General features: G+C 62.8%; 20 protein-coding genes. 6 read left to right on the top strand and 14 right to left on the bottom strand.

Annotated elements, in window-relative coordinates; translation table 11 throughout:
• Positions 1-113: 113 nt before the first annotated feature.
• The gene (locus tag VGG47_RS02195) at positions 114-875 is read right to left on the bottom strand and encodes a competence/damage-inducible protein A (protein WP_331535228.1); all 762 of its coding nucleotides are present in this window, start codon (positions 873-875) and stop codon (positions 114-116) included.
• On the bottom strand, positions 872-1,873 hold the full coding sequence (gene mutT / locus VGG47_RS02190) for an 8-oxo-dGTP diphosphatase MutT (protein WP_331535227.1): 1,002 nt from the start codon (positions 1,871-1,873) through the stop codon (positions 872-874). Before mutT ends, VGG47_RS02195 begins: the two co-directional genes overlap by 4 nt.
• A 59-nt stretch (positions 1,874-1,932) precedes the next feature.
• On the opposite strand from mutT, the gene VGG47_RS02185 reads away from it, so the two are divergent.
• The 4 genes from VGG47_RS02185 to VGG47_RS02170 all read left to right on the top strand — a co-directional run bounded on the left by VGG47_RS02185 (position 1,933) and on the right by VGG47_RS02170 (position 4,819).
• Positions 1,933-3,195, top strand: coding sequence for a glutamate-5-semialdehyde dehydrogenase (locus VGG47_RS02185; RefSeq protein ID WP_331535226.1), 1,263 nt, complete (start codon positions 1,933-1,935; stop codon positions 3,193-3,195).
• 11 nt (positions 3,196-3,206) lie between these two features.
• On the top strand, positions 3,207-3,821 hold the full coding sequence (locus VGG47_RS02180) for a nicotinate-nucleotide adenylyltransferase (protein ID WP_331535225.1): 615 nt from the start codon (positions 3,207-3,209) through the stop codon (positions 3,819-3,821).
• Positions 3,822-3,916: 95 nt separating this feature from the next.
• Positions 3,917-4,363 carry a ribosome silencing factor gene (rsfS, locus tag VGG47_RS02175; RefSeq protein ID WP_331535274.1) on the top strand — a complete coding sequence of 149 codons (447 nt, stop codon included), beginning with the start codon at positions 3,917-3,919 and terminating at the stop codon, positions 4,361-4,363.
• Positions 4,364-4,819 carry a 23S rRNA (pseudouridine(1915)-N(3))-methyltransferase RlmH gene (locus VGG47_RS02170; protein ID WP_331535224.1) on the top strand — a complete coding sequence of 152 codons (456 nt, stop codon included), beginning with the start codon at positions 4,364-4,366 and terminating at the stop codon, positions 4,817-4,819. It begins immediately after the preceding gene.
• A gap of 140 nt (positions 4,820-4,959) precedes the next feature.
• Here VGG47_RS02170 and VGG47_RS02165 read toward each other — a convergent pair whose 3' ends face one another.
• The 11 genes from VGG47_RS02165 to VGG47_RS02115 all read right to left on the bottom strand — a co-directional run bounded on the left by VGG47_RS02165 (position 4,960) and on the right by VGG47_RS02115 (position 14,718).
• Positions 4,960-5,280: a hypothetical protein gene (locus VGG47_RS02165; RefSeq protein WP_331535223.1), complete on the bottom strand. Its 321-nt coding sequence runs from the start codon at positions 5,278-5,280 to the stop codon at positions 4,960-4,962.
• Positions 5,281-5,354: 74 nt separating this feature from the next.
• The gene (locus tag VGG47_RS02160) at positions 5,355-5,924 is read right to left on the bottom strand and encodes a chemotaxis protein CheD (RefSeq protein ID WP_331535222.1); all 570 of its coding nucleotides are present in this window, start codon (positions 5,922-5,924) and stop codon (positions 5,355-5,357) included.
• Positions 5,925-5,986: 62 nt separating this feature from the next.
• On the bottom strand, positions 5,987-7,021 hold the full coding sequence (locus VGG47_RS02155) for a protein-glutamate methylesterase/protein-glutamine glutaminase (protein WP_331535221.1): 1,035 nt from the start codon (positions 7,019-7,021) through the stop codon (positions 5,987-5,989).
• On the bottom strand, positions 7,018-7,914 hold the full coding sequence (locus VGG47_RS02150) for a CheR family methyltransferase (protein WP_331535220.1): 897 nt from the start codon (positions 7,912-7,914) through the stop codon (positions 7,018-7,020). Before VGG47_RS02150 ends, VGG47_RS02155 begins: the two co-directional genes overlap by 4 nt.
• Entirely contained in the window at positions 7,911-8,375 is a 465-nt protein-coding gene (locus VGG47_RS02145) for a chemotaxis protein CheW (RefSeq protein ID WP_331535219.1), read from the bottom strand. Before VGG47_RS02145 ends, VGG47_RS02150 begins: the two co-directional genes overlap by 4 nt.
• Entirely contained in the window at positions 8,368-10,527 is a 2,160-nt protein-coding gene (locus VGG47_RS02140) for a chemotaxis protein CheA (RefSeq protein WP_331535273.1), read from the bottom strand. The genes VGG47_RS02145 and VGG47_RS02140 overlap by 8 nt, the downstream gene beginning before the upstream one ends.
• Before the next feature lie 26 nt (positions 10,528-10,553).
• Positions 10,554-10,919 (bottom strand): response regulator, encoded by a 366-nt coding sequence (locus VGG47_RS02135; RefSeq protein WP_331535218.1) that lies wholly within the window; start codon positions 10,917-10,919, stop codon positions 10,554-10,556.
• Positions 10,916-11,215, bottom strand: coding sequence for an STAS domain-containing protein (locus VGG47_RS02130; RefSeq protein WP_331535217.1), 300 nt, complete (start codon positions 11,213-11,215; stop codon positions 10,916-10,918). The genes VGG47_RS02135 and VGG47_RS02130 overlap by 4 nt, the downstream gene beginning before the upstream one ends.
• A gap of 111 nt (positions 11,216-11,326) precedes the next feature.
• A complete protein-coding gene (locus VGG47_RS02125; RefSeq protein WP_331535216.1) occupies positions 11,327-12,532 on the bottom strand; it encodes a FliM/FliN family flagellar motor switch protein in 1,206 nt (401 codons plus the stop codon).
• A 39-nt stretch (positions 12,533-12,571) separates the two neighbouring features.
• Positions 12,572-12,943, bottom strand: a complete 372-nt coding sequence (locus VGG47_RS02120) for a response regulator (RefSeq protein WP_331535215.1) — start codon at positions 12,941-12,943, stop codon at positions 12,572-12,574.
• A gap of 98 nt (positions 12,944-13,041) precedes the next feature.
• A complete protein-coding gene (locus tag VGG47_RS02115; RefSeq protein ID WP_331535214.1) occupies positions 13,042-14,718 on the bottom strand; it encodes a methyl-accepting chemotaxis protein in 1,677 nt (558 codons plus the stop codon).
• 596 nt (positions 14,719-15,314) lie between these two features.
• On the opposite strand from VGG47_RS02115, the gene VGG47_RS02110 reads away from it, so the two are divergent.
• Together VGG47_RS02110 and VGG47_RS02105 are read left to right on the top strand one after the other, a co-directional pair.
• Positions 15,315-15,764: a DUF6088 family protein gene (locus tag VGG47_RS02110; protein WP_331535213.1), complete on the top strand. Its 450-nt coding sequence runs from the start codon at positions 15,315-15,317 to the stop codon at positions 15,762-15,764.
• A 207-nt stretch (positions 15,765-15,971) separates the two neighbouring features.
• Complete coding sequence (locus VGG47_RS02105) at positions 15,972-16,634, top strand: nucleotidyl transferase AbiEii/AbiGii toxin family protein (RefSeq protein WP_331535212.1); 663 nt, start codon at positions 15,972-15,974, stop codon at positions 16,632-16,634.
• On the opposite strand, the gene VGG47_RS02100 is transcribed toward VGG47_RS02105, so the two are convergent.
• Positions 16,581-17,478: site-specific integrase (locus VGG47_RS02100; RefSeq protein WP_331535211.1), on the bottom strand; the 898-nt coding region annotated here is incomplete at its 5' end. The genes VGG47_RS02105 and VGG47_RS02100 overlap by 54 nt on opposite strands.

Here is a 17,478-nt window from a genome sequence, read left to right as displayed (position 1 = left end):
CGCAAAAACTTTTGGCTATGCTGGGCCATGGGCGTTGTCGCCGACAAAGCCCATGGCCCAGCATAACAAAGTTTTTTTGCTACTTTTTGTTCACAAAAAGTAGCCTTCCTTGCTTAAGCAGCCGGCGGCGGCTCGCCCTGCACCGGCGTCACCCCTTGCGCGGCGATCAGGGCCGTCGCTTGCATGATCGCCGCCTCCAACGCCGGCACGTCGGTGCCCTTGGCGACGATGGCGACCCCGCCAACCTCGCCGCGACGGAACGGATAGCTGCCGAGATCGGTACCCGCGAAGCGGTCCTGGATTTCCCCCAGGCCGGCGGCGATGCCGCCCTCCAGCAGCCCCATGCCGTGCACCGCGCGCATCGCGATCGGCGTGCCCTGCGGCAGCGACGGTTCAAGCGACGCAAACTGCGCCTGCATGATGCGCGGCACCCCGGCCATCACATGCACGTTGCCGACCGAAAAGCCCGGCGCCAGCGACGCCTCGCAGGTGATCGGCACGGCGCCACGCGGCATCGTCGCCATGCGCTGCCGCGCCGCGTTGTAGCGTTCCCCCATCGCCGCATGCATGATCCGGTCGGTCTCCTCATGGACCTCCCAAGGGACGCCGAACGCGGCGGCGATGCATTCGCTGGTGATGTCGTCGTGGGTCGGGCCGATGCCGCCGGTGGTGAACAGCATGTCATAGGCGGCCCGCAATTCATTCACCGCGCCGACGATCCGCGCCGCCACGTCCGGGATCACCCGCACCTCGGTAAGCAGAATCCCTCGTTCGGCCAGACGCCTGGCGATGAACTGCACGTTGATGTCCTGGGTGCGGCCGGAGAGGATCTCGTTGCCGATGATCAGAATCGCGGCGGTCGGGTTCTTGGTCATAAAAAATCCCTCAACATCGGTATCAGCGGCCGGTCGGCCGGCGGCATTGGATATTCCACCAGCCGGTCCGGCGCCACCCAGGCCAGGGCCTGCCCCTCCTTGGGCGCCGGCTGCCCCTGCCAGCGCCGGCACAGGAATACCGGCATCAGCAGATGGAAACTGTCATAAGGATGGGACGCGAAAACGAACGGCGCCAAGTCATTGGCGGCCACCTCGATGCCCAGCTCCTCGCGCAACTCCCGCACCAGGGCCGCTTCCGGGGTCTCCCCGGCATCCACCTTGCCGCCGGGAAACTCCCACATGCCGGCCATTTTCTTGCCCTCGGGGCGGCGCGCCAGCAGGATTTTTCCGGCCGCGTCGATCAGCGCCACCGCCACCACCAGGAGCACCGCGGAGGGCGGCGCGGCCTGAGGCGCCATCGGCACATCGCGCGCGATCGCATAATGATGCACCGGCAGCTTCTGCCCCGGCCGGCACTGGAAGACCTGCGCGCCCTTGGAGGTGAGCGCGAAACCCAGGCGCTGCAACAAAGCGGCCGAGGCGTCATTATCCGCCGCCACCGTCGCCGTGATGCGCGCGATCGGCAGCGCCGCGAAGGCCCATTCGGTCAGCCGCCGCGCCGCCTCCACCCCAAACCCCCGCCCCCAGAAGGCACGGCCCAGCCAATAGCCGAGATCGGCGGACTGGCGGTCGCGCGACAGGCGCAGCCCGGCCGATCCCAGCAACGCGCCGCTTTCACGATCCACCACCGCGAACTGCTCGGCGACCCCGCCGGCGCGGTCGGCGCTGGCGGCGGCGATCCACTGCGCCGCCAGCTCCGCCGGATAGGGGAACGGCGCCTCCGGCAGCTTGCGGCAGATATCCCAGTCATTGATCAAGCGGTGAAAGGCCGCCGCGTCTCCCGGCTCGAGGGGACGCAGCAGCAATCGCGTGGTGTGCAACAGGGGTCCGGCCGGCGCCGCCCGGTCCTGCGCAAGCGAATCGAAATGGTCTGGCATGCGCCCCAGAGATAGCGCGCAGTTGATCTTCCCGCCAGGACTCGGCAACCATATCCGCCATGAACGCCGAACCCGATTTTTACACGCAACGCATGGCCGAAGCCGGAGCCAAGGCCCGCGCCGCCGCCGCCGTGCTGGCCCAGGCCAGCGCCGACACGCGCAACGCGGCCTTGACCGCCGCCGCCGCCGCCTTGCGCGCCGCGACGCCAAAGATCCTCGAAGAAAATGCCCGGGATGTGGAAAAATTTTCCGGTGGCCCCGCTTTCGCCGACCGGCTGATGCTCGACGCAACACGGGTGGAAGCCATGGCCCGCGGCCTGGAAGAGGTTGCGGCCCTGCCCGACCCGCTGGCGCGTTCCCTCGCGGAATGGACCCGGCCGAACGGGCTGGTGATCCGCCGCGTTCCCCAACCGCTCGGCGTGCTGGGCATGATCTATGAGAGCCGGCCCAATGTCGGCGCCGACGCCGCCGCCATCGCCATCAAATCGGGCAACGCCATTCTGCTGCGCGGCGGCTCGGAAAGTTTCCACTCCGCCGCCGCGATTCATCAGGCGATGATCGCGGGGCTGCGCGAAGTGGGGCTGCCGGAGGACGTGGTGCAGGTCGCGCCCAGCACCGATCGCGATTTCGTCGCCGCCATGCTGGCGGCAAGCGGGCTGATCGACCTGATCATTCCGCGCGGCGGCAAATCCCTGGTGGACCGCGTGCAGCGCGAGGCGCGCGTGCCGGTGCTCTCTCATGCCGAAGGGCGGAACCACACTTATATCCATGAAGCCGCCGATTTCGCCATGGCGCGCAGCGTCCTCGCCAACGCGAAAATGCGCCGCACCGGCATTTGCGGCGCCACCGAGACGCTGCTGCTGGATTCGGCCATCGCCGGCCGGTTGCTGCCGGACCTGGTCTCCGACCTCGCGGCCTTGGGCTGCGCCTTCCGCGCCGATGAGCGGGCCCGGGCAATCCTCCCCTCCCTCCAAGCGGCCGGCCCGAATGATTTCGACACCGAATGGCTGGACGCGGTGCTGAACGTCGCCATCGTCGACGGGTTGGACGAAGCCCTCGCCCATATCGCCGCGCATGGCAGCGAGCATACCGAGGCCATCATCACCGAGGATGAGACGGTGGCGAACGATTTCCTGCGCCGCCTCAGCAGCGCGGTCGGGATATGGAACGCGTCCACGCAATTCTGCGATGGCGGCGAGTTCGGCTTCGGCGCCGAGATCGGCATCGCCACCGGCCGCATCCATGCGCGCGGCCCGGTCGGGCCGGAGCAACTGACCACGTTCCGCTACATCGTCCGTGGCACAGGCCAGGTCCGGCCCTGATTCCTGTTCCCATGAGTTATTCGATTCCGCGCTACGGTCACCGGCACGCCTTACGCGTCGGCCTGCTCGGCGGCTCGTTCAACCCGGCGCATGAGGGGCATCTGCATGTCGCCCGCCAGGCGATGACGCGTCTGCGCCTCGACCAGCTCTGGCTGATGGTCTCGCCCGGCAACCCCCTGAAACCCACCAACGGCATGGCGCCCTTCGCCGAGCGCCTGGCCTCGGCGGAAAAAATCGCCGACGGGCGCCGCATCATCGCCACCGATATCGAGCAGCGCCTCGGCACCCGCTATACCAAAGACACGATGCGCGCGCTGACGCGGCGTTTTCCGGCGCAACAATTCGTCTGGCTGATGGGGGCGGACAACCTGTCGCAGCTGCCGCGCTGGGGCAACTGGCTGCGGATCATGCGCGCCATGCCGATGCTGGTGCTGCCGCGCCCCGGGGCCACGCGCCCGGCTCTGGCCGGCCAGGTTGCATCGCGCTTCAGAAAGCATCGCCTTCCCGCGCGCTCTGGGCTATGTCTGCCCATGGCGGCGGCGCCGTGCTGGATTCTGCTCCCGGTCAAGGAGAATCCGGCCTCCGCCACCGCTTTGCGCCGGAAGATTGAAGGAGTGTCGTCATAACCCGTCCACCGACCCGTAAGCCGCCGGCACCGCGCGGCACCGCTGCCCCGCGCAAACGCGTGGCCAAGGCCGCCCCTGCCGAGGCGCTGCCCGCGATGCCCGGCACGCCGCGCAAGAAAGCCACGATTGCCGGCCCACGCCGTAAAAAGGCTGCGCCGAAACTGACCCTGCCCGAGCTGGACCGCATGCAGCAGGTCATCTGCGCCAGCCTCGAGGACGACAAGGCAGAAGACATCGTCGCCATCGACCTCGCCGGCCGCGCCAGCTTCGCCGACCGCATGGTGGTGGCCACCGGCCTCGCCGACCGGCAGATTTCCGCGATGGCCACCCATCTGAACGAGAAGCTGGTCGAGGCCGGCTTCAGGAAAGTCCTCATGGAGGGCGCGAACGGCACCGATTGGGTGCTGATCGATGCCGGCGACATCATCGTTCACCTGTTCAAGCCGGAAGCCCGCACGCTGTATGCGTTGGAAAAAATGTGGAGCGCCGAACTGGACGATGTGACAGCCGACGCCCCCGACGAGGTTGAACCGGAGGAGTAAGTGAGGCTGCTCGCCATCGGCAAGGCCGGGAACGGCCCCGAAGCCGAGCTGTTTTCCCGCTACGCCGCACGCATCAGACCAACCCTGACCCTGGCCGAGTTTTCCCCCGGCCAGGGCAGCGTGGCGGAAATCAAACGGCGCGAAGCCGACGCCCTGCTCGGCGCCCTCAGCCCGCAGGATTTCGTCATCGCGCTCGATGCCGGCGGGCAGACGCCCGATAGCGAGGAATTGGCCCGGCTGCTGGCACGCTGGACCGAAACCGGGAAAAAACTGGCGTTTTTAATCGGCGGCGCCGAAGGGTTCGACGCCACGGTGATCGCCCGGGCGAACGCCAAACTATCGCTGGGCCGCCTCACCTGGCCACACATGCTGGTCCGCCCGATGCTCGCCGAACAAATCTACCGCGCGCAGATGATTCTCGCCGGGCATCCGTATCACCGCGCCGGGCGGCCGTAGGAAGCAGCCGCTTTTTGAAAAAAGCGGCGCAAAAACTTTTATTATGCTGGGCCATGGGCGTTGTCTCCGACAACGCCCATGGCCCAGCATAATAAAGTTTTTTGCTACTTTTTGTTCACAAAAAGTAGCCTTCCCTTGCCTTAAAACAGTTCTAACGCGCCGGCGTCGTCGGGGGCTGTCATGGCCGGTTCACCGCGCAGGCGCTTCACCAGTTCGGACAGCGTCACGTCGCGCAATGCCGCTTCGACATCCGTGTGCCAGGCGGGGGGAACCTGTTCTTGCAGCGTGTTCAGGATCGTCGCCACACCGGCGAGGCGTTGCGCGAACAGGTCGAGACTCTGCACATTGCGATGGCATTCCCCGTCATCGGCGAGGCGCAACAGAGCCGGCGCCAGCACCGATTGCAACTGTTCGGCCAGCCCTCCGAGTTCCGCGCATTCCGCGCCGAGACGTGCGAACACGTGTTGGAGGCTAACGCCCCCCTGGCCAGTTTGAATGCCGGTTTGATCCATCGCTTCCACTTTCATCTGCGCCGTCAAAACAACTCGACCACACCGGCATCGCCCAAGGATTTCGGCAGCGCGGCGTTGCGCTCTTCCTGGAAAATTGCTTTCGGCTCGCTCTTTAAGAACGCCTGCCGCACCCGGCCCGAGCTCGGCCAGAACTGGATACGCCTGCCGTGCGAGCCGCGCAGGCTGCCGCCGACCAGCGCAATGTTTTCCGCGCGCAGGAAGCGCTCGGCGAACGTCGCGTTGAGCTCTCCGATATCGGTCAGCCCCTGCATCATGCAGGCGCCACCGAAGAGTTTCGCCTGCAACCGGCTGCGTTGCGCGCCCTTGCGCAGCAACCCGTTGACCAGCAGCTCCATCGCATACACGCCGTAGCGCATCGACGCGCCGGACGTTTCCCGCGCCTCCGGCTCACCGCCCGGCAAGAGAAAATGGTTCATGCCGCCAACGCCCGCCTCGGCATCCCAGAGGCAGGCCGCCACGCAGGAGCCAAGCAGCGTCGTCAGCACCACATCCGGGTTGCTGTCGACATGCTGCTCGCCCTGCACGATGTTGATGCGGCGATATTCGTGCAATTCCTTATCCAAAGGTGCCATGACGTTTTTCTAACAGCCGCTCTGCCATGGCTGGCGTCGGGCCTGCCGCTGCGCGCCTGTCATCAGACATGCTCCTTGCGCTTGGCGTTGGATATCTGCAGCAGGTGTGCCGCGATCCGATCCAGCGGATATTGCCGCGTCACCGCGCCGATTTCGTGCGCCACTTTGGGCATGCCATAAACGACCGAACTGCTTTCATCCTGCCCCAGCGTCATCGCGCCGGCACGCCGCAGGCCTAGCAGCCCCTCGGCCCCGTCGCGGCCCATGCCGGTGAGAATCACGCCGATCGTGCGCTCGCCGGCATGGTGTGCCAGCGACTTGAACATCACATCCACCGAAGGGCGGTGACCATTCACACGTTCCGCATCGCTTAAGCGGCAGCGTGGCACTGCCGATTTCGTGACTTCGAGATGCAGATTGCCCGGTGCGAGATAGACGTGCCCGGTGAGCAGCGGCGCCCCATCAACGGCCTCCGCCACTTCCGCCGCCGAGAGCTTGTTCAGACGCTGTGCGAAGCTCTTGGTAAAGGTTGCCGGCATATGCTGGCTGATCACCGTGGGCGGGCAGTTCTTCGGGAATTCGGAAATGATCCTGATCAGCGCCTCGACACCGCCGGTCGAGGCACCGATGCCGATGATGCGGCCATCAGGGGCATACTCCTCCGGCTCCTGACCATCCGCCAGGGTGTTGCGGCGGATCACGTTCCGCGATTTCGCCGCCGCTTTCACCAGATCGGTGAGCACATCCAGGCTGTGCGTGTTGGCCATGCTGGGCTTGGCCACGCAATCGACCGCGCCGATCTCCAGCGCCCGCAACGAAACCTCGGCCCCTTCCTGCGTCAGCGACGACACCATGATCACCGGCGTCGGGCGCAGGCGCATGATCTTCTCGAGGAATTCAAGGCCGTTCATGCGCGGCATCTCGATGTCGAGCGTGATCACATCGGGGTTGAGCCGCTTGATCGCTTCGCGCGCCTCAGTCGGGTCGCCGGCGAAACCGGCCACTTCGATTTCCGGATCGGTCTGCAACACGCTCGCGATGAAACGGCACATCGTCTCCGAATCGTCGACGATGAGCACCCGGACAGGCCTGCTCAATGCGGCCTCCCACCCAGCGGCCGGTAGGTCGTGATGCCATCACTGACGAGCAATTTTTCCGCCGGCCCGGAGACGCGTTCGGAATGACCGATGTACAGGGCAGCACTCGGGCTCAGCAGCGGCACGATCCGCGACCATAATTTGATCTGTGTCTCGGCATCGAAGTAGATCACGACGTTGCGGCAGAAAATGGCGTCGAACCTGGTCTTCATCGGCCACGCGCCGATCAGGTTGAGCTTCTTGAACGTCACCAGCGTCCGCAGTTCCTCGCCCGCCTGCATCGCACCGGTGCGCCCTTCCAATGACGTGAACCAGCGTTGCCGCAGATCCGCCGGCACGTCCGCGATGACGCTGCGATCGAAAATTCCGGCCTGGCCCTTCTCGACCATGTTCTCATCGATATCGGTGGCAAGAATTTTTACATCGTACGAGGCGGCATCGGGAAATACCGAAAGCAGCGTCAGTGCCATCGAATAGGGCTCCTGACCGCTCGAACACCCGGCCGACCACAGACGCACACGCCCGCCTTGCATGGCGGTGGCGCGCAAGGCCGGAACCAAGGTCGTCTTCAGATGATCGAAATGATGCGGCTCGCGGAAAAAGCGCGTGACATTGGTGGTCAGGGCGCGAATCATCGCGCCGCGTTCAGCTTGCTCGTCCTGGTCGGCGACCAGCGCGCAATATTCCTTGAAAGTGCTCAGCCCGAGCATCCTCAGGCGCTTGGCGAGGCGCGAATAAACCAGGTTCATCTTGTTGTTCTGCAACAAGATCCCGGCCTCGGCGTGCACGATCGCCGCGATGCATTCGAAATCACGCGCCGTGATCCGGAATTCACCAGTATCAAGGCCAGCCGCAACGGCAGGCGACGCGAAATCCGTCTGGTCGGTGGTCATGCGGCTTCGGGTTCGAGGGCCGGCAGCACGTTCTCCAGAGAGATCAGGCTGATCATCCGGCTATCGACGGAAAGCAGGCCGCGGACGAACAGTTTCAGCATCGGCGAGGACACGTCCGGGGTGGGGTGAATGTCCGCCTCGGTCACCGTCAGAATATCCGACACGGCATCGACGAGCAGACCGATCTGCTGCGAACCGCATTGCACGACGATGATGACATTGCGCTCGGTCGGTTCGGTTTCCGGCAGGCCAAGACGCACCGCGAAATCGACAACCGGCAGCACCGAACCGCGCAGGTTGATCACACCGCGCACGTAGGGCGGGGATTTCGGCAGCGCCGTGGTCAGCGTCCAGCCGCGGATTTCCCGCACCATCATGATGTCGATGCAACACTCCAGCACGCCCACGCGAAACGCGATCAGCTCGCGCGCATCCTGATGTCCTGTCAGGGAATCAAACATGACTCATCTCGCTCTTGAAAGAGATTTCCACAGCCTTACTATCCGCCCGCCGTCCCGCCTCGGTGCGCGTCACGGAGACGACGGCATCGATGTCGAGAATCAGCGCCACACGGCCATCGCCCATCACGGTCGCCGCCGCGATGCCGGGCACCGCCCGATAATTGGCTTCGAGGCTCTTGATCACCACCTGGCGCTGGCCGTCGATGGCATCCACCAGGAGCACCGCCCGGCGTCCGCCTTCGCCCTCCACCAGCAGCGCCACGGCCTTCGCCAAATCGATCGGCGTGTCGCTGTAACCCAGGATTTCGGCAACATCGATCAGCGGAGTATAGCCGCCGCGCAGCGACAGCACACGATGCTGCGCGTCCAGCGCATGCACGTTCTCAGGTTTGGGCTTCAAGGTCTCGATCACAGTGCCGAGCGGCACGATCATCGTGTGACTGCCAACCCGCACCACCATGCCGTCCAGCACCGCCAGGGTCAGCGGCAGACTCAAGGTGAAGGTCGAGCCGACGCCCGGCACCGAGGTGATGGAAATGCGGCCGCCCAACGCCTGCACCGATTGCCGCACCACATCCATTCCGACGCCGCGACCGGAAATGTTGGAAATCGTCTGCGCGGTCGAAAATCCCGGCAGGAAGATGAGATTGTCGATCTCGTTATCCGTGAGCTGCGCGTCGGGAGCGATCAGGCCGTTCTCGATCGCCTTCTGCTTCACGCGCGGGCGGTTGATGCCGCCGCCGTCATCCGACACTTCCAGAACGATGCGGCCGGAGCGATGCACCGCGATCAGCTTGACGGTCCCTTCGAGCGGCTTGCCGGCCGCGGCCCGGCCTTCGGCCGATTCCAGCCCGTGGTCGATGGCGTTACGGATCATATGCGTGAGCGGATCGGCGATGCGCTCGATCACGGTCTTGTCGACCTCGGTGCCCTCACCCTCGGTGAGCAGACGCACCTGCTTGCCGGTCTGCGAGGCCACTTCCCGCACCAGCCGCGGCATGCGCATGAAAACGGAACGCACAGGCTGCGCGCGGATCGCCATCACGCTGTCCTGAATTTCGCGCGTGAGATGTTCCAGCTCTTCCAGCGCCATCGCCACGGCGGAGGCGCGCGTGATGCCCGCTTCCAGAACGCGCTGGCTCAGCATCGCCTCATTGATGACCAACTCGCCCACGAGATTGATCAGGCGGTCGACGCGATCCAGATCGACGCGAATCGTCGCACCCACCGGGGCGCCGGCCTCCGCCTTCGCCGCCATCGCCTCGACCGGACCGACCGCGGCCTGTTCGGCATGCACCGGTTCCACAATGACCGCCGGCTCGTCCGCGTCCGGCGCATAGATCTCAAAATCAACGCCTTCCCCGCCCGGCGCAAAAATCTCGAATTCAAAGCCTTCGCCCAGATCGAACCCTTCGTCCACCGCTTCGGCGCTGCCCTGGGCGGCGATCTCGAGCAGGCAATCATCCTCGACAAATTCGAAGACTTCGCGGATCGCCGTTTCCTCGCAGGCGGAATGCAGCGTCACCGTCCAGGTGAGATAGGCGCCCTCAGGGTCGAGATCCGGCAGCGCCGGCAAGGTGGTGTCATCGAGCACGACCTCGGTCTGGCCGAGCCTTCCGAGCTCACGCAGCAACGGCAACGCTTCATTGGCGTTGGCATATAATTCAGGCCGCGGCTTGAACGATATGACCCAGATTTTTTCCGCCGGAGGCAGGGCTTCGAGCGGCGCCTCGGCCGGCTTGGCAGACGAAGCTGCCGGCGCGCTCTGTTCCGATGCCGGGGCGATCAGTTTCTTCAGCGCGGCGACAACCTTCTGTGTCTTTTCATCGTCGGCCGCACCGTCACCCCGCGCCGCCCGCACCACATCGCTCAGGGTGTCAGACGCCTGCAGGAGGATTTTTATGACATCCGGGGTGGCCGGCAAACGTCCGCTGCGCACCGCATCGAGCGTGGTCTCAAACACATGGGCGAACTTGACCAGCTCATCGAGCGCAAAGATGCCCGCACTTCCCTTGATCGAATGGACCGCCCTGAATACCGCGTTGACGGTCTCGGCATCAGCCGCACCGCCATCCATATTCGTGAGGCCGGATTCCAGCTCCGCAAGCTGCTCCTCGCATTCCTGAAAGAAAGTCTGCCGAATGGCGGCCATAGGGTCCAAGGTCGTCGCTCCTGTGTTCAGGCCGTTACGCGGCGGATCGCCGCCACAAGCTTCACCGGATCAAATGGTTTCACAATCCATCCGGTCGCACCCGCGTCTTTCGCGCGCAGTTTCTTTTCCGCATCAACCTCGGTGGTCAAAACCAGCACCGGCGTTCCGCGGCGTTTCGCATCCCGCCGGACCGCCTCGATGAACCCGAAGCCATCCAGGCGCGGCATATTGATATCCGTCACGATGACGTCAGGGGTTTCGTTTTCGAGCACTTCCAGCCCGTGAACCCCATCTTCCGCCTGCACCACGCGGTATCCCGCCTCGCTGAGCGAATGCCTCAGCATGTCGCGCATGGAGCGTGAATCATCGACCGTTAACACCGTCGTCGTCATTTGGCTGATTCCTTATCCAGACCGAGTCTTCCCAGGCCAATGCCCAGCTCTTGCAGCGCTGTGACAAGTTCAACGGAGAAACTCCGGCTCACCCACTCGATTTGATCATCAACCCATGTCTGGCGTGCTGCCAATAGCACCTGCAGACACGGCACGCCCGCGCGCGCGACGTTCGTGCCGTCAACGCAGATTTTCTGTCCGCGCCGGGTCAGCAACGTCTCTTTGAGCGGCGCCGCCGCCGCCAGATCCAGGCTGGCGGGCAATACGAATACATCCGCGATGTCGTTAGCGTCCATGAAGCATGGCTTTCGTAATGAAGACGTTAGATTAAACAACTTTACTTGAGACGATCCGAACTGCGGCGCGATTCGATTTCAAGCCACCTCGCTCCAGAAGGTCAGTTCGCATCACGCCGCCATCGCCTCCACGGGATTGAAATCTTCCGCCAGAGACAGGAACCTGATGCCGTATTGCTCGTTACCGATGGCGGCAACCTCCCCATAGGCGAAGCGGCGGCCATTGGCGTAAATGCTGAGCGGCTCATCGACCGGCTGATCAAGGACGAGCACCTGCCCCTCGCGCAGCTGACGCAGATTTGCCAAGGTCAACTGCACGCGTCCCAGTTCCACCGTCAGCGCCACGGTAATGCGCTGCATGATGCTTTTCTGGCGCGTCAGCGTCTGCACTCGCCCGCGATTTTCCAGCGCCGGCGTGGCCCCGGCGTCGCCGTCCTCGCCGCGCGAGGATTTCAGCTTGCAGCAGACAAATCCGTCACTCTGCCCATATTCGGCAACAAACATATCGATCCCGCCGAGCACGCCGATCGCCTCCGGAAACAAGGCGAATGGCAGCTTGTCTCCTTCCTTGAGCGAATCGAGCACACCGATCGAGACCCGCGCCCGGGCGATTTCCACCTGCACCTCAAGCGGCGTTTCATCGACCAGATGATCGAGGGTGTTCGTCCATTTGTGGTCGACCTCGCTCGCGGCAATCAGCGCGCCGCGCGAGTTGATCCTCGTTTCGAGCGTCTCGAAAGTGGCATAGGGAATGATCAGCTTGATCGAGCCGAAACCGAGCGTCGATTCAAAAATGCCGGTCGCGGAAATCATCCAGGCTTGCGCTTCGTCGATCGACAGCATGCCGCGCGACGTCTCGTATTGGGCGACGGTGCCGTCCAGCTTGACCAGATTGGCGAACACCTCGGAGATCGCGGCGATCGTGATGTCGATCATCTGCTTGCCGAAACGCGTCTCCAGCACCGAGAGCTCTTCGCGCACATACATGTCGGTGCTGGTGGCGCCGCAAAGCTCATCGACCACCGCGCCGATCAGATCCCCCTCCACGGCGACGATAGCGCGCCCGTGCAGCGGTTTGAGATCGACAATGCCCGCCAGCATGATGTCGGGAAAGGACGACAAGGCGGCATCATGGCTCACCACCGCGTTCACGCAGCTCAAAATCGTCGTCTTGCAGCGTACTTTCTGGAACATCAGAAAGCTCACCTTGCGCATGATGAGCTCGCAGAGGCTTTCCATCAGCTGCGAACGCGCCTGGGGCGTGCGAGCCGCCTCCAACAGATCCAGCGCTTCCACATCCTGCGTTGCATCAAACATTTGCACACCTGTTCATCGTGATAACGAACGCTTACGCGTTCAACCCATGGGCAGCAATTGCTTCACCACATAGAGAAGCTGAGGCGGTTTGGGGGGTTTGGTCAGCCAGCCGGAAGCCCCGACGGCTTTCGCCTCGTCTCGTTTCCGCCCATCAGCCTCACCGCTCAACACGATGATCGGGGTGAATTTCGTCTCGGGCAATTTGCGGGCCGCCTTGATGAAGTCGATCCCATCCATTTCCGGCATGTTCAGATCGGTCAGGATAACGGTGGGTTTGAGTCCACCGGCAAGCTTATCCAGACCTTCCTTGCCGTTATTGGCGGTCGCAATTTCGTAGTTCGCCGTCTGTAGAATCTGCCCCAGGCTCATCACCATGGTCGCAGAATCATCAATAATAAGAATAGTCGGCATCGATGCCCTCACTCAGATCGGCGGTTTCGGTGAAACGCTATTATGATGTCTGCCGCAAACGCGAAATACAAATCATGGCGCTATCGCATCATCGGCCGTCAAAACTCATCCCAGCTGTCTTGGGCAGCAGCTCCCGCGCCCACAGCAACCCGCGCAGCGGTCGGGCGCGGCAGCGCCCTGACCTTTGCAGACGCCACCTTTGCAGACGCCGTCGGCCCGCTCAGCTCCTGGCCGATGCGGAACTGTCCGACCAGACGCGCCAGCTCCTCGGCCTCACTGGCCAGGCTGTGGCTCGCCGCTGTCGCTTCCTCGACCATCGCCGCGTTTTGCTGCGTCACCTGGTCCATCTGGTTGACCGCGGAATTGACCTCGCCGAGCCCGGTCGCCTGCTCCTTCGCCGAAGCCGCCAGCTCCACCACCAACCCGTTCAACTGCGCCACCTGGGTGACGATCCGGCCCAGCGCTTGGCCGGTTTCGCTCACCAGTTTCACCCCGGCCGCGACCTGCGTGCCGGACGCGGAGATCAGCGCCTTGATTTCCTTCGCCGCATCGGCCGAGCGCTGCGCCAGCGCCCGCACCTCGGTCGCCACCACCGCGAAACCGCGCCCGGCATCACCGGCGCGCGCCGCTTCCACCCCGGCATTCAGCGCCAGAAGATTGGTCTGGAAGGCGATCTCGTCGATCACGCCGATGATGTTGCCGATCTGCTTGGACGAGGATTCGATCCCGCTCATCGCCTGCACCGTGTCGCGAACCACCGCACCCGAACGCTCGGCATCGGTCTTCGAGGTCGAGACCAGGTCCCGCGCCTCGTTCGCCACTTCCGCGGTGCGCCGCACCGTCGCGGTGATCTGATCCAGCGCCGCTGCCGTCTCTTCCAGGCTCGCCGCCTGCTGCTCGGTCCGGCGGGATAAATCATCCGACGCCTGGGTGATCTCCTCCGCGCCGCCGCGCACACCCTGCGTGTTGGTCGCGATCGACTGCATCGTTACCTGCAGCTTCTCCATCGCCGCGTTGAAATCGCCGCGCAGTTTTTCGTAATCACCGCCGAAGGCGGTGGTCAGACGGAAGAGCAGATCGCCGGAAGAGAGTTTTTCCAGCCCCGTGGCAACCGAATGCACAACGAACTCCTGCTGCTTCGCCGCTACTTCGCGCTCGGCTTCCACGCGCTGACGCTCCTGCTCCGCGGCCGCTCGCTGTGCCGCGGCTTCGGCCTCCAGGTGCTGCTTCTCAATGCCGGCATCCTTGAATACCTGCACCGCGCGCGCCATGCCGCCGATCTCGTCCTTGCGCTCCGTGCCAGTGACCTGGGCTTTCAGATCACCACTCGACAGCCGACCCATCACCCCCTGCAAGGCCTGCACCGGCGCCACGATCCAGGTACGGATCGCGAAGAAGCCGCCCAGCATGACCAACACGAGGCCGCCAAGCATCAGAAGAAACGACATCAGAATCGTGGAATTCGTCGTCGCCGTCAGAGATTTTTGACTGGAGCTGGCATCCGCATCAAAGTGATGGGATTCGGCAAGGATATCCTGGGTCACACCGTCGAGTTTCGGCGACACGGTATTGGTGAAATCGCTTTGTGCCTGGAGCACGGCGGCGGGCGCGGTGGCGGCGCCAGTCACGCTCACGTCGCTGCCGCCATCGTGAATAACCTCCAGTCCCCTGGATTTGAGAATATCTATATCCGCCGCGCTCGCGTCGTCCGCGGCAGCGGCGGCGTCAATGGCCGTCGCAAAAGCCGTCTGATCATAGGAAAGGCGGGATAGCATTTGCGGGCGGCTGGCACTCGTAGGAGTGAAAACGAGCAGAGCGAGGTCTCCCCTTGCCCCCTCAAGGGCTCGGTTGGCTCGCGTCAGCATAAGAGCGGTCCTGACCTTGTCGCTTATCAGGCCATTATAATTCTTATCGATAAATCGCATCTGCCCCGCAGAGTAGAAGGCCGCCCCAAGCGCAAAAATTCCAAATACGGCCAAGACCGATAGAACTTTTCCAATGATCGGAAGATTTCTCACGCGCACACCCCTACTGATCGAAATGCCATTTGACATTTGGTGAAGCCAATGGAGGCGAGGCGTTATCTCTGGAGAAGATCACGTTGCCCTCATATTGTGATTAATAACCACAGATGGAATAGATTACCAAATCGATTCTATGTAAAGTTGTGACGCAGGTGGCAGCAACGACTTTATAAGAAGCCTACCCTCCCCCCTTTCCTCTGTGTGGGCCAAGCCATCCTGCAATGAGTATGCCGCGGGCTCCCGACCGCGGAAAAACGCCGTTTTCAGCTACTTTCTCGTCCGAAATTTACAGACATTTTTCCGACATTGTCCGAACTTTGTGTACATTTATCGGACAGGAGCGCCCTATGAGCGACCATACCTCTGATCTCAAAATGCAAATTTCCGGCCGCATCCAGTCCGCACCGGACGATGTTTGGACGCCGGTTGATTTTCTTGACCTTGGCTCACGCGAAGCCGTCGATAAAGCGCTGCAACGCCTCGCGCTTGCTGCGCAAATCCGGCGCCTCGATCGCGGTCTCTACGACAAGCCGCGCCCTAGCCAGCTCACGGGGCAGATGTCTGTCCCTGATTATCGGCGCGTGATCCAAGCCATAGCGCGGCGCGATCAAACCCGGATGCTGGTCGATGGCATGACGGCCGCAAACGATCTTGGCCTTAGCGACGCTGTGCCAGGCCAGATCGTGGTGCATACGGATGCCCGCCTGCGCCCCATCAAGCTCGGGAAACAGGTCATCGTCTTCCGACCGACTTCAGGCACTGCACTGGCTGCGGGATGCTCTGACCGACCCAGATGACTACCGGCGAATCCTGCGGCGGCTGCGTGCCATTCTTACCGACAAAGATCAGGGGCACGCTATCGCGGCTGATCTGGCAACAGGGCTGCCAACCTTACCTGCATGGATGCAGGACGTGCTGCGGCGACTGCTTGCAGACGACAACAATGCTACCGTCGTGCCCCCTCGCACGCGGCAGCGTAAGCCAAAAAGCCACGAGGTGAATGCATGAACCAGGACTTCAATCGCTTGCTCGCCTTTTCGGCCGAGGATCGCCTTGGCCTCTTCCTCGCCACGGCTACACGGCTTGGAACAACGGTACAGAATATAGAGAAGGATTTCTGGGTTTGCTGGACGCCGGATGCGCTGTTCAACGGGCTGCAACCAGGAGGACCGCGCCTGCTATTCAAGGGAGGCACCTCCCTGTCCAAAGGCTATGGGCTGATCGAACGCTTCTCCGAGGATATTGATATTACGGTCTTTCGTGCGGACATTGACGCCGAAGCCTCCCTCGAAGACCTGGAAAAATTAAGCCGCACTCAGCGCGAGAGGCGGCTTAACGATATTCGATCAGCGTGTCAGGCTTTCATCAGCGGGCCGCTCAAAACACAGTTTGAAGAACTGGCAGCCGGTTTGCCGATTGCCGGAGGCCAACTTCTCGTGACGCTGGATGACGGCGACACAGACGGTCAGAGCCTGTTGGTCCAGTATCCGGCCCTATCAGGTGGGGATGCGTATATTCGCCCGGCGGTAAAAATCGAGGCCGGCGCAAAATCGGCGCTGGACCCGCATAATCCTCAATCGCTGTTTCCAATTCGCCGGATGAGGGCCGCTATATCAACGTCCTCCTTGCCGACGATCTTTTTCGATAGAATCAGTGCTGTTTCGTAGTCGGCAAGGTCGCCGAAAGATGGGGCGGATACAGATGTAGGTATGGCGCAGGCTGTAGGCCGTTCTAGGTTTACCGTCGCGGTCGAATTTCAAGTTCGTCCGCGCCAAGAGACTATTGAACAGCTTGATGTGACTGCCTGGGAACACATGGTCAGTCAGTTGCGGATATGCCTTCACCGGCGGTGGCGGCACCTCGCCGCCTGCCTTGCGGCGAAGCTGCCGTTCGCGGCGGGACTCGCCATGAACCGGCTTGGCGCGTTCAAGCAAACGCTTATAGACGCGCACGGCCCCCGGCATACTTTTGCAATGGCCGACGCCACGTTTGCCACGGACTTCGATTTCCAGGATTTCTTCGCGGGAGCCATCGTCACGGGCAATCGTCACATCACGGTGCTGAAGATTGAAGGCTTCGTCCGGTCGCAGGCCAGTGTTCGCCATAAACAACACGAAGTCATAAACCTGTTCGGCATTCCATTTAAAGTGCGAGTTGAACGGCTCCTTCGCGTATTCACGCGCGGCCTCGTAAAGCTGCTTATATTCTTCCGGGCTGAACCAGGGCCTATGAACAATTTTGCCTTGCGATTTATAGGGCGGCGATAGGTTTGGCAGGTGCTCCAGCCAGCCATGCCGAATGGCGGTCTTGAGCACCATGCGCAGCGTTACGACCTCGTCGTGTAGCGTGCTGCGTGCCGGCGGCTTGGTTCTTGGCTTATGCTGACTTTTCGATAACGGGTTCGGCAGATTATATGAGGTCATCCGGTGAACGCGATATTCCTGGACCTTGCCGGGCGTCACCTTGTTGAGCGGCAAGTCGCCGAAGAACGGAATGAGGTGCATGCGTAAC

The organism is Acidocella sp. (genome assembly GCF_036489515.1).
GTDB lineage: Bacteria > Pseudomonadota > Alphaproteobacteria > Acetobacterales > Acetobacteraceae > Acidocella.
This window is presented reverse-complemented; position numbering and strand designations above follow the sequence as displayed.

Coding starts and splice junctions, on each gene's coding strand:
- VGG47_RS02195 (WP_331535228.1), bottom strand. CDS start 875: ATGACCAAGAACCCGACCGCCGCGATTCTGATCATCGGCAACGAGATC.
- mutT (WP_331535227.1), bottom strand. CDS start 1,873: ATGCCAGACCATTTCGATTCGCTTGCGCAGGACCGGGCGGCGCCGGCC.
- VGG47_RS02185 (WP_331535226.1), top strand. CDS start 1,933: ATGAACGCCGAACCCGATTTTTACACGCAACGCATGGCCGAAGCCGGA.
- VGG47_RS02180 (WP_331535225.1), top strand. CDS start 3,207: ATGAGTTATTCGATTCCGCGCTACGGTCACCGGCACGCCTTACGCGTC.
- rsfS (WP_331535274.1), top strand. CDS start 3,917: ATGCCCGGCACGCCGCGCAAGAAAGCCACGATTGCCGGCCCACGCCGT.
- VGG47_RS02160 (WP_331535222.1), bottom strand. CDS start 5,924: ATGGCACCTTTGGATAAGGAATTGCACGAATATCGCCGCATCAACATC.
- VGG47_RS02150 (WP_331535220.1), bottom strand. CDS start 7,914: ATGACCACCGACCAGACGGATTTCGCGTCGCCTGCCGTTGCGGCTGGC.
- VGG47_RS02145 (WP_331535219.1), bottom strand. CDS start 8,375: ATGTTTGATTCCCTGACAGGACATCAGGATGCGCGCGAGCTGATCGCG.
- VGG47_RS02140 (WP_331535273.1), bottom strand. CDS start 10,527: ATGGCCGCCATTCGGCAGACTTTCTTTCAGGAATGCGAGGAGCAGCTT.
- VGG47_RS02135 (WP_331535218.1), bottom strand. CDS start 10,919: ATGACGACGACGGTGTTAACGGTCGATGATTCACGCTCCATGCGCGAC.
- VGG47_RS02130 (WP_331535217.1), bottom strand. CDS start 11,215: ATGGACGCTAACGACATCGCGGATGTATTCGTATTGCCCGCCAGCCTG.
- VGG47_RS02125 (WP_331535216.1), bottom strand. CDS start 12,532: ATGTTTGATGCAACGCAGGATGTGGAAGCGCTGGATCTGTTGGAGGCG.
- VGG47_RS02120 (WP_331535215.1), bottom strand. CDS start 12,943: ATGCCGACTATTCTTATTATTGATGATTCTGCGACCATGGTGATGAGC.
- VGG47_RS02115 (WP_331535214.1), bottom strand. CDS start 14,718: ATGCTATCCCGCCTTTCCTATGATCAGACGGCTTTTGCGACGGCCATT.
- VGG47_RS02110 (WP_331535213.1), top strand. CDS start 15,315: ATGAGCGACCATACCTCTGATCTCAAAATGCAAATTTCCGGCCGCATC.
- VGG47_RS02105 (WP_331535212.1), top strand. CDS start 15,972: ATGAACCAGGACTTCAATCGCTTGCTCGCCTTTTCGGCCGAGGATCGC.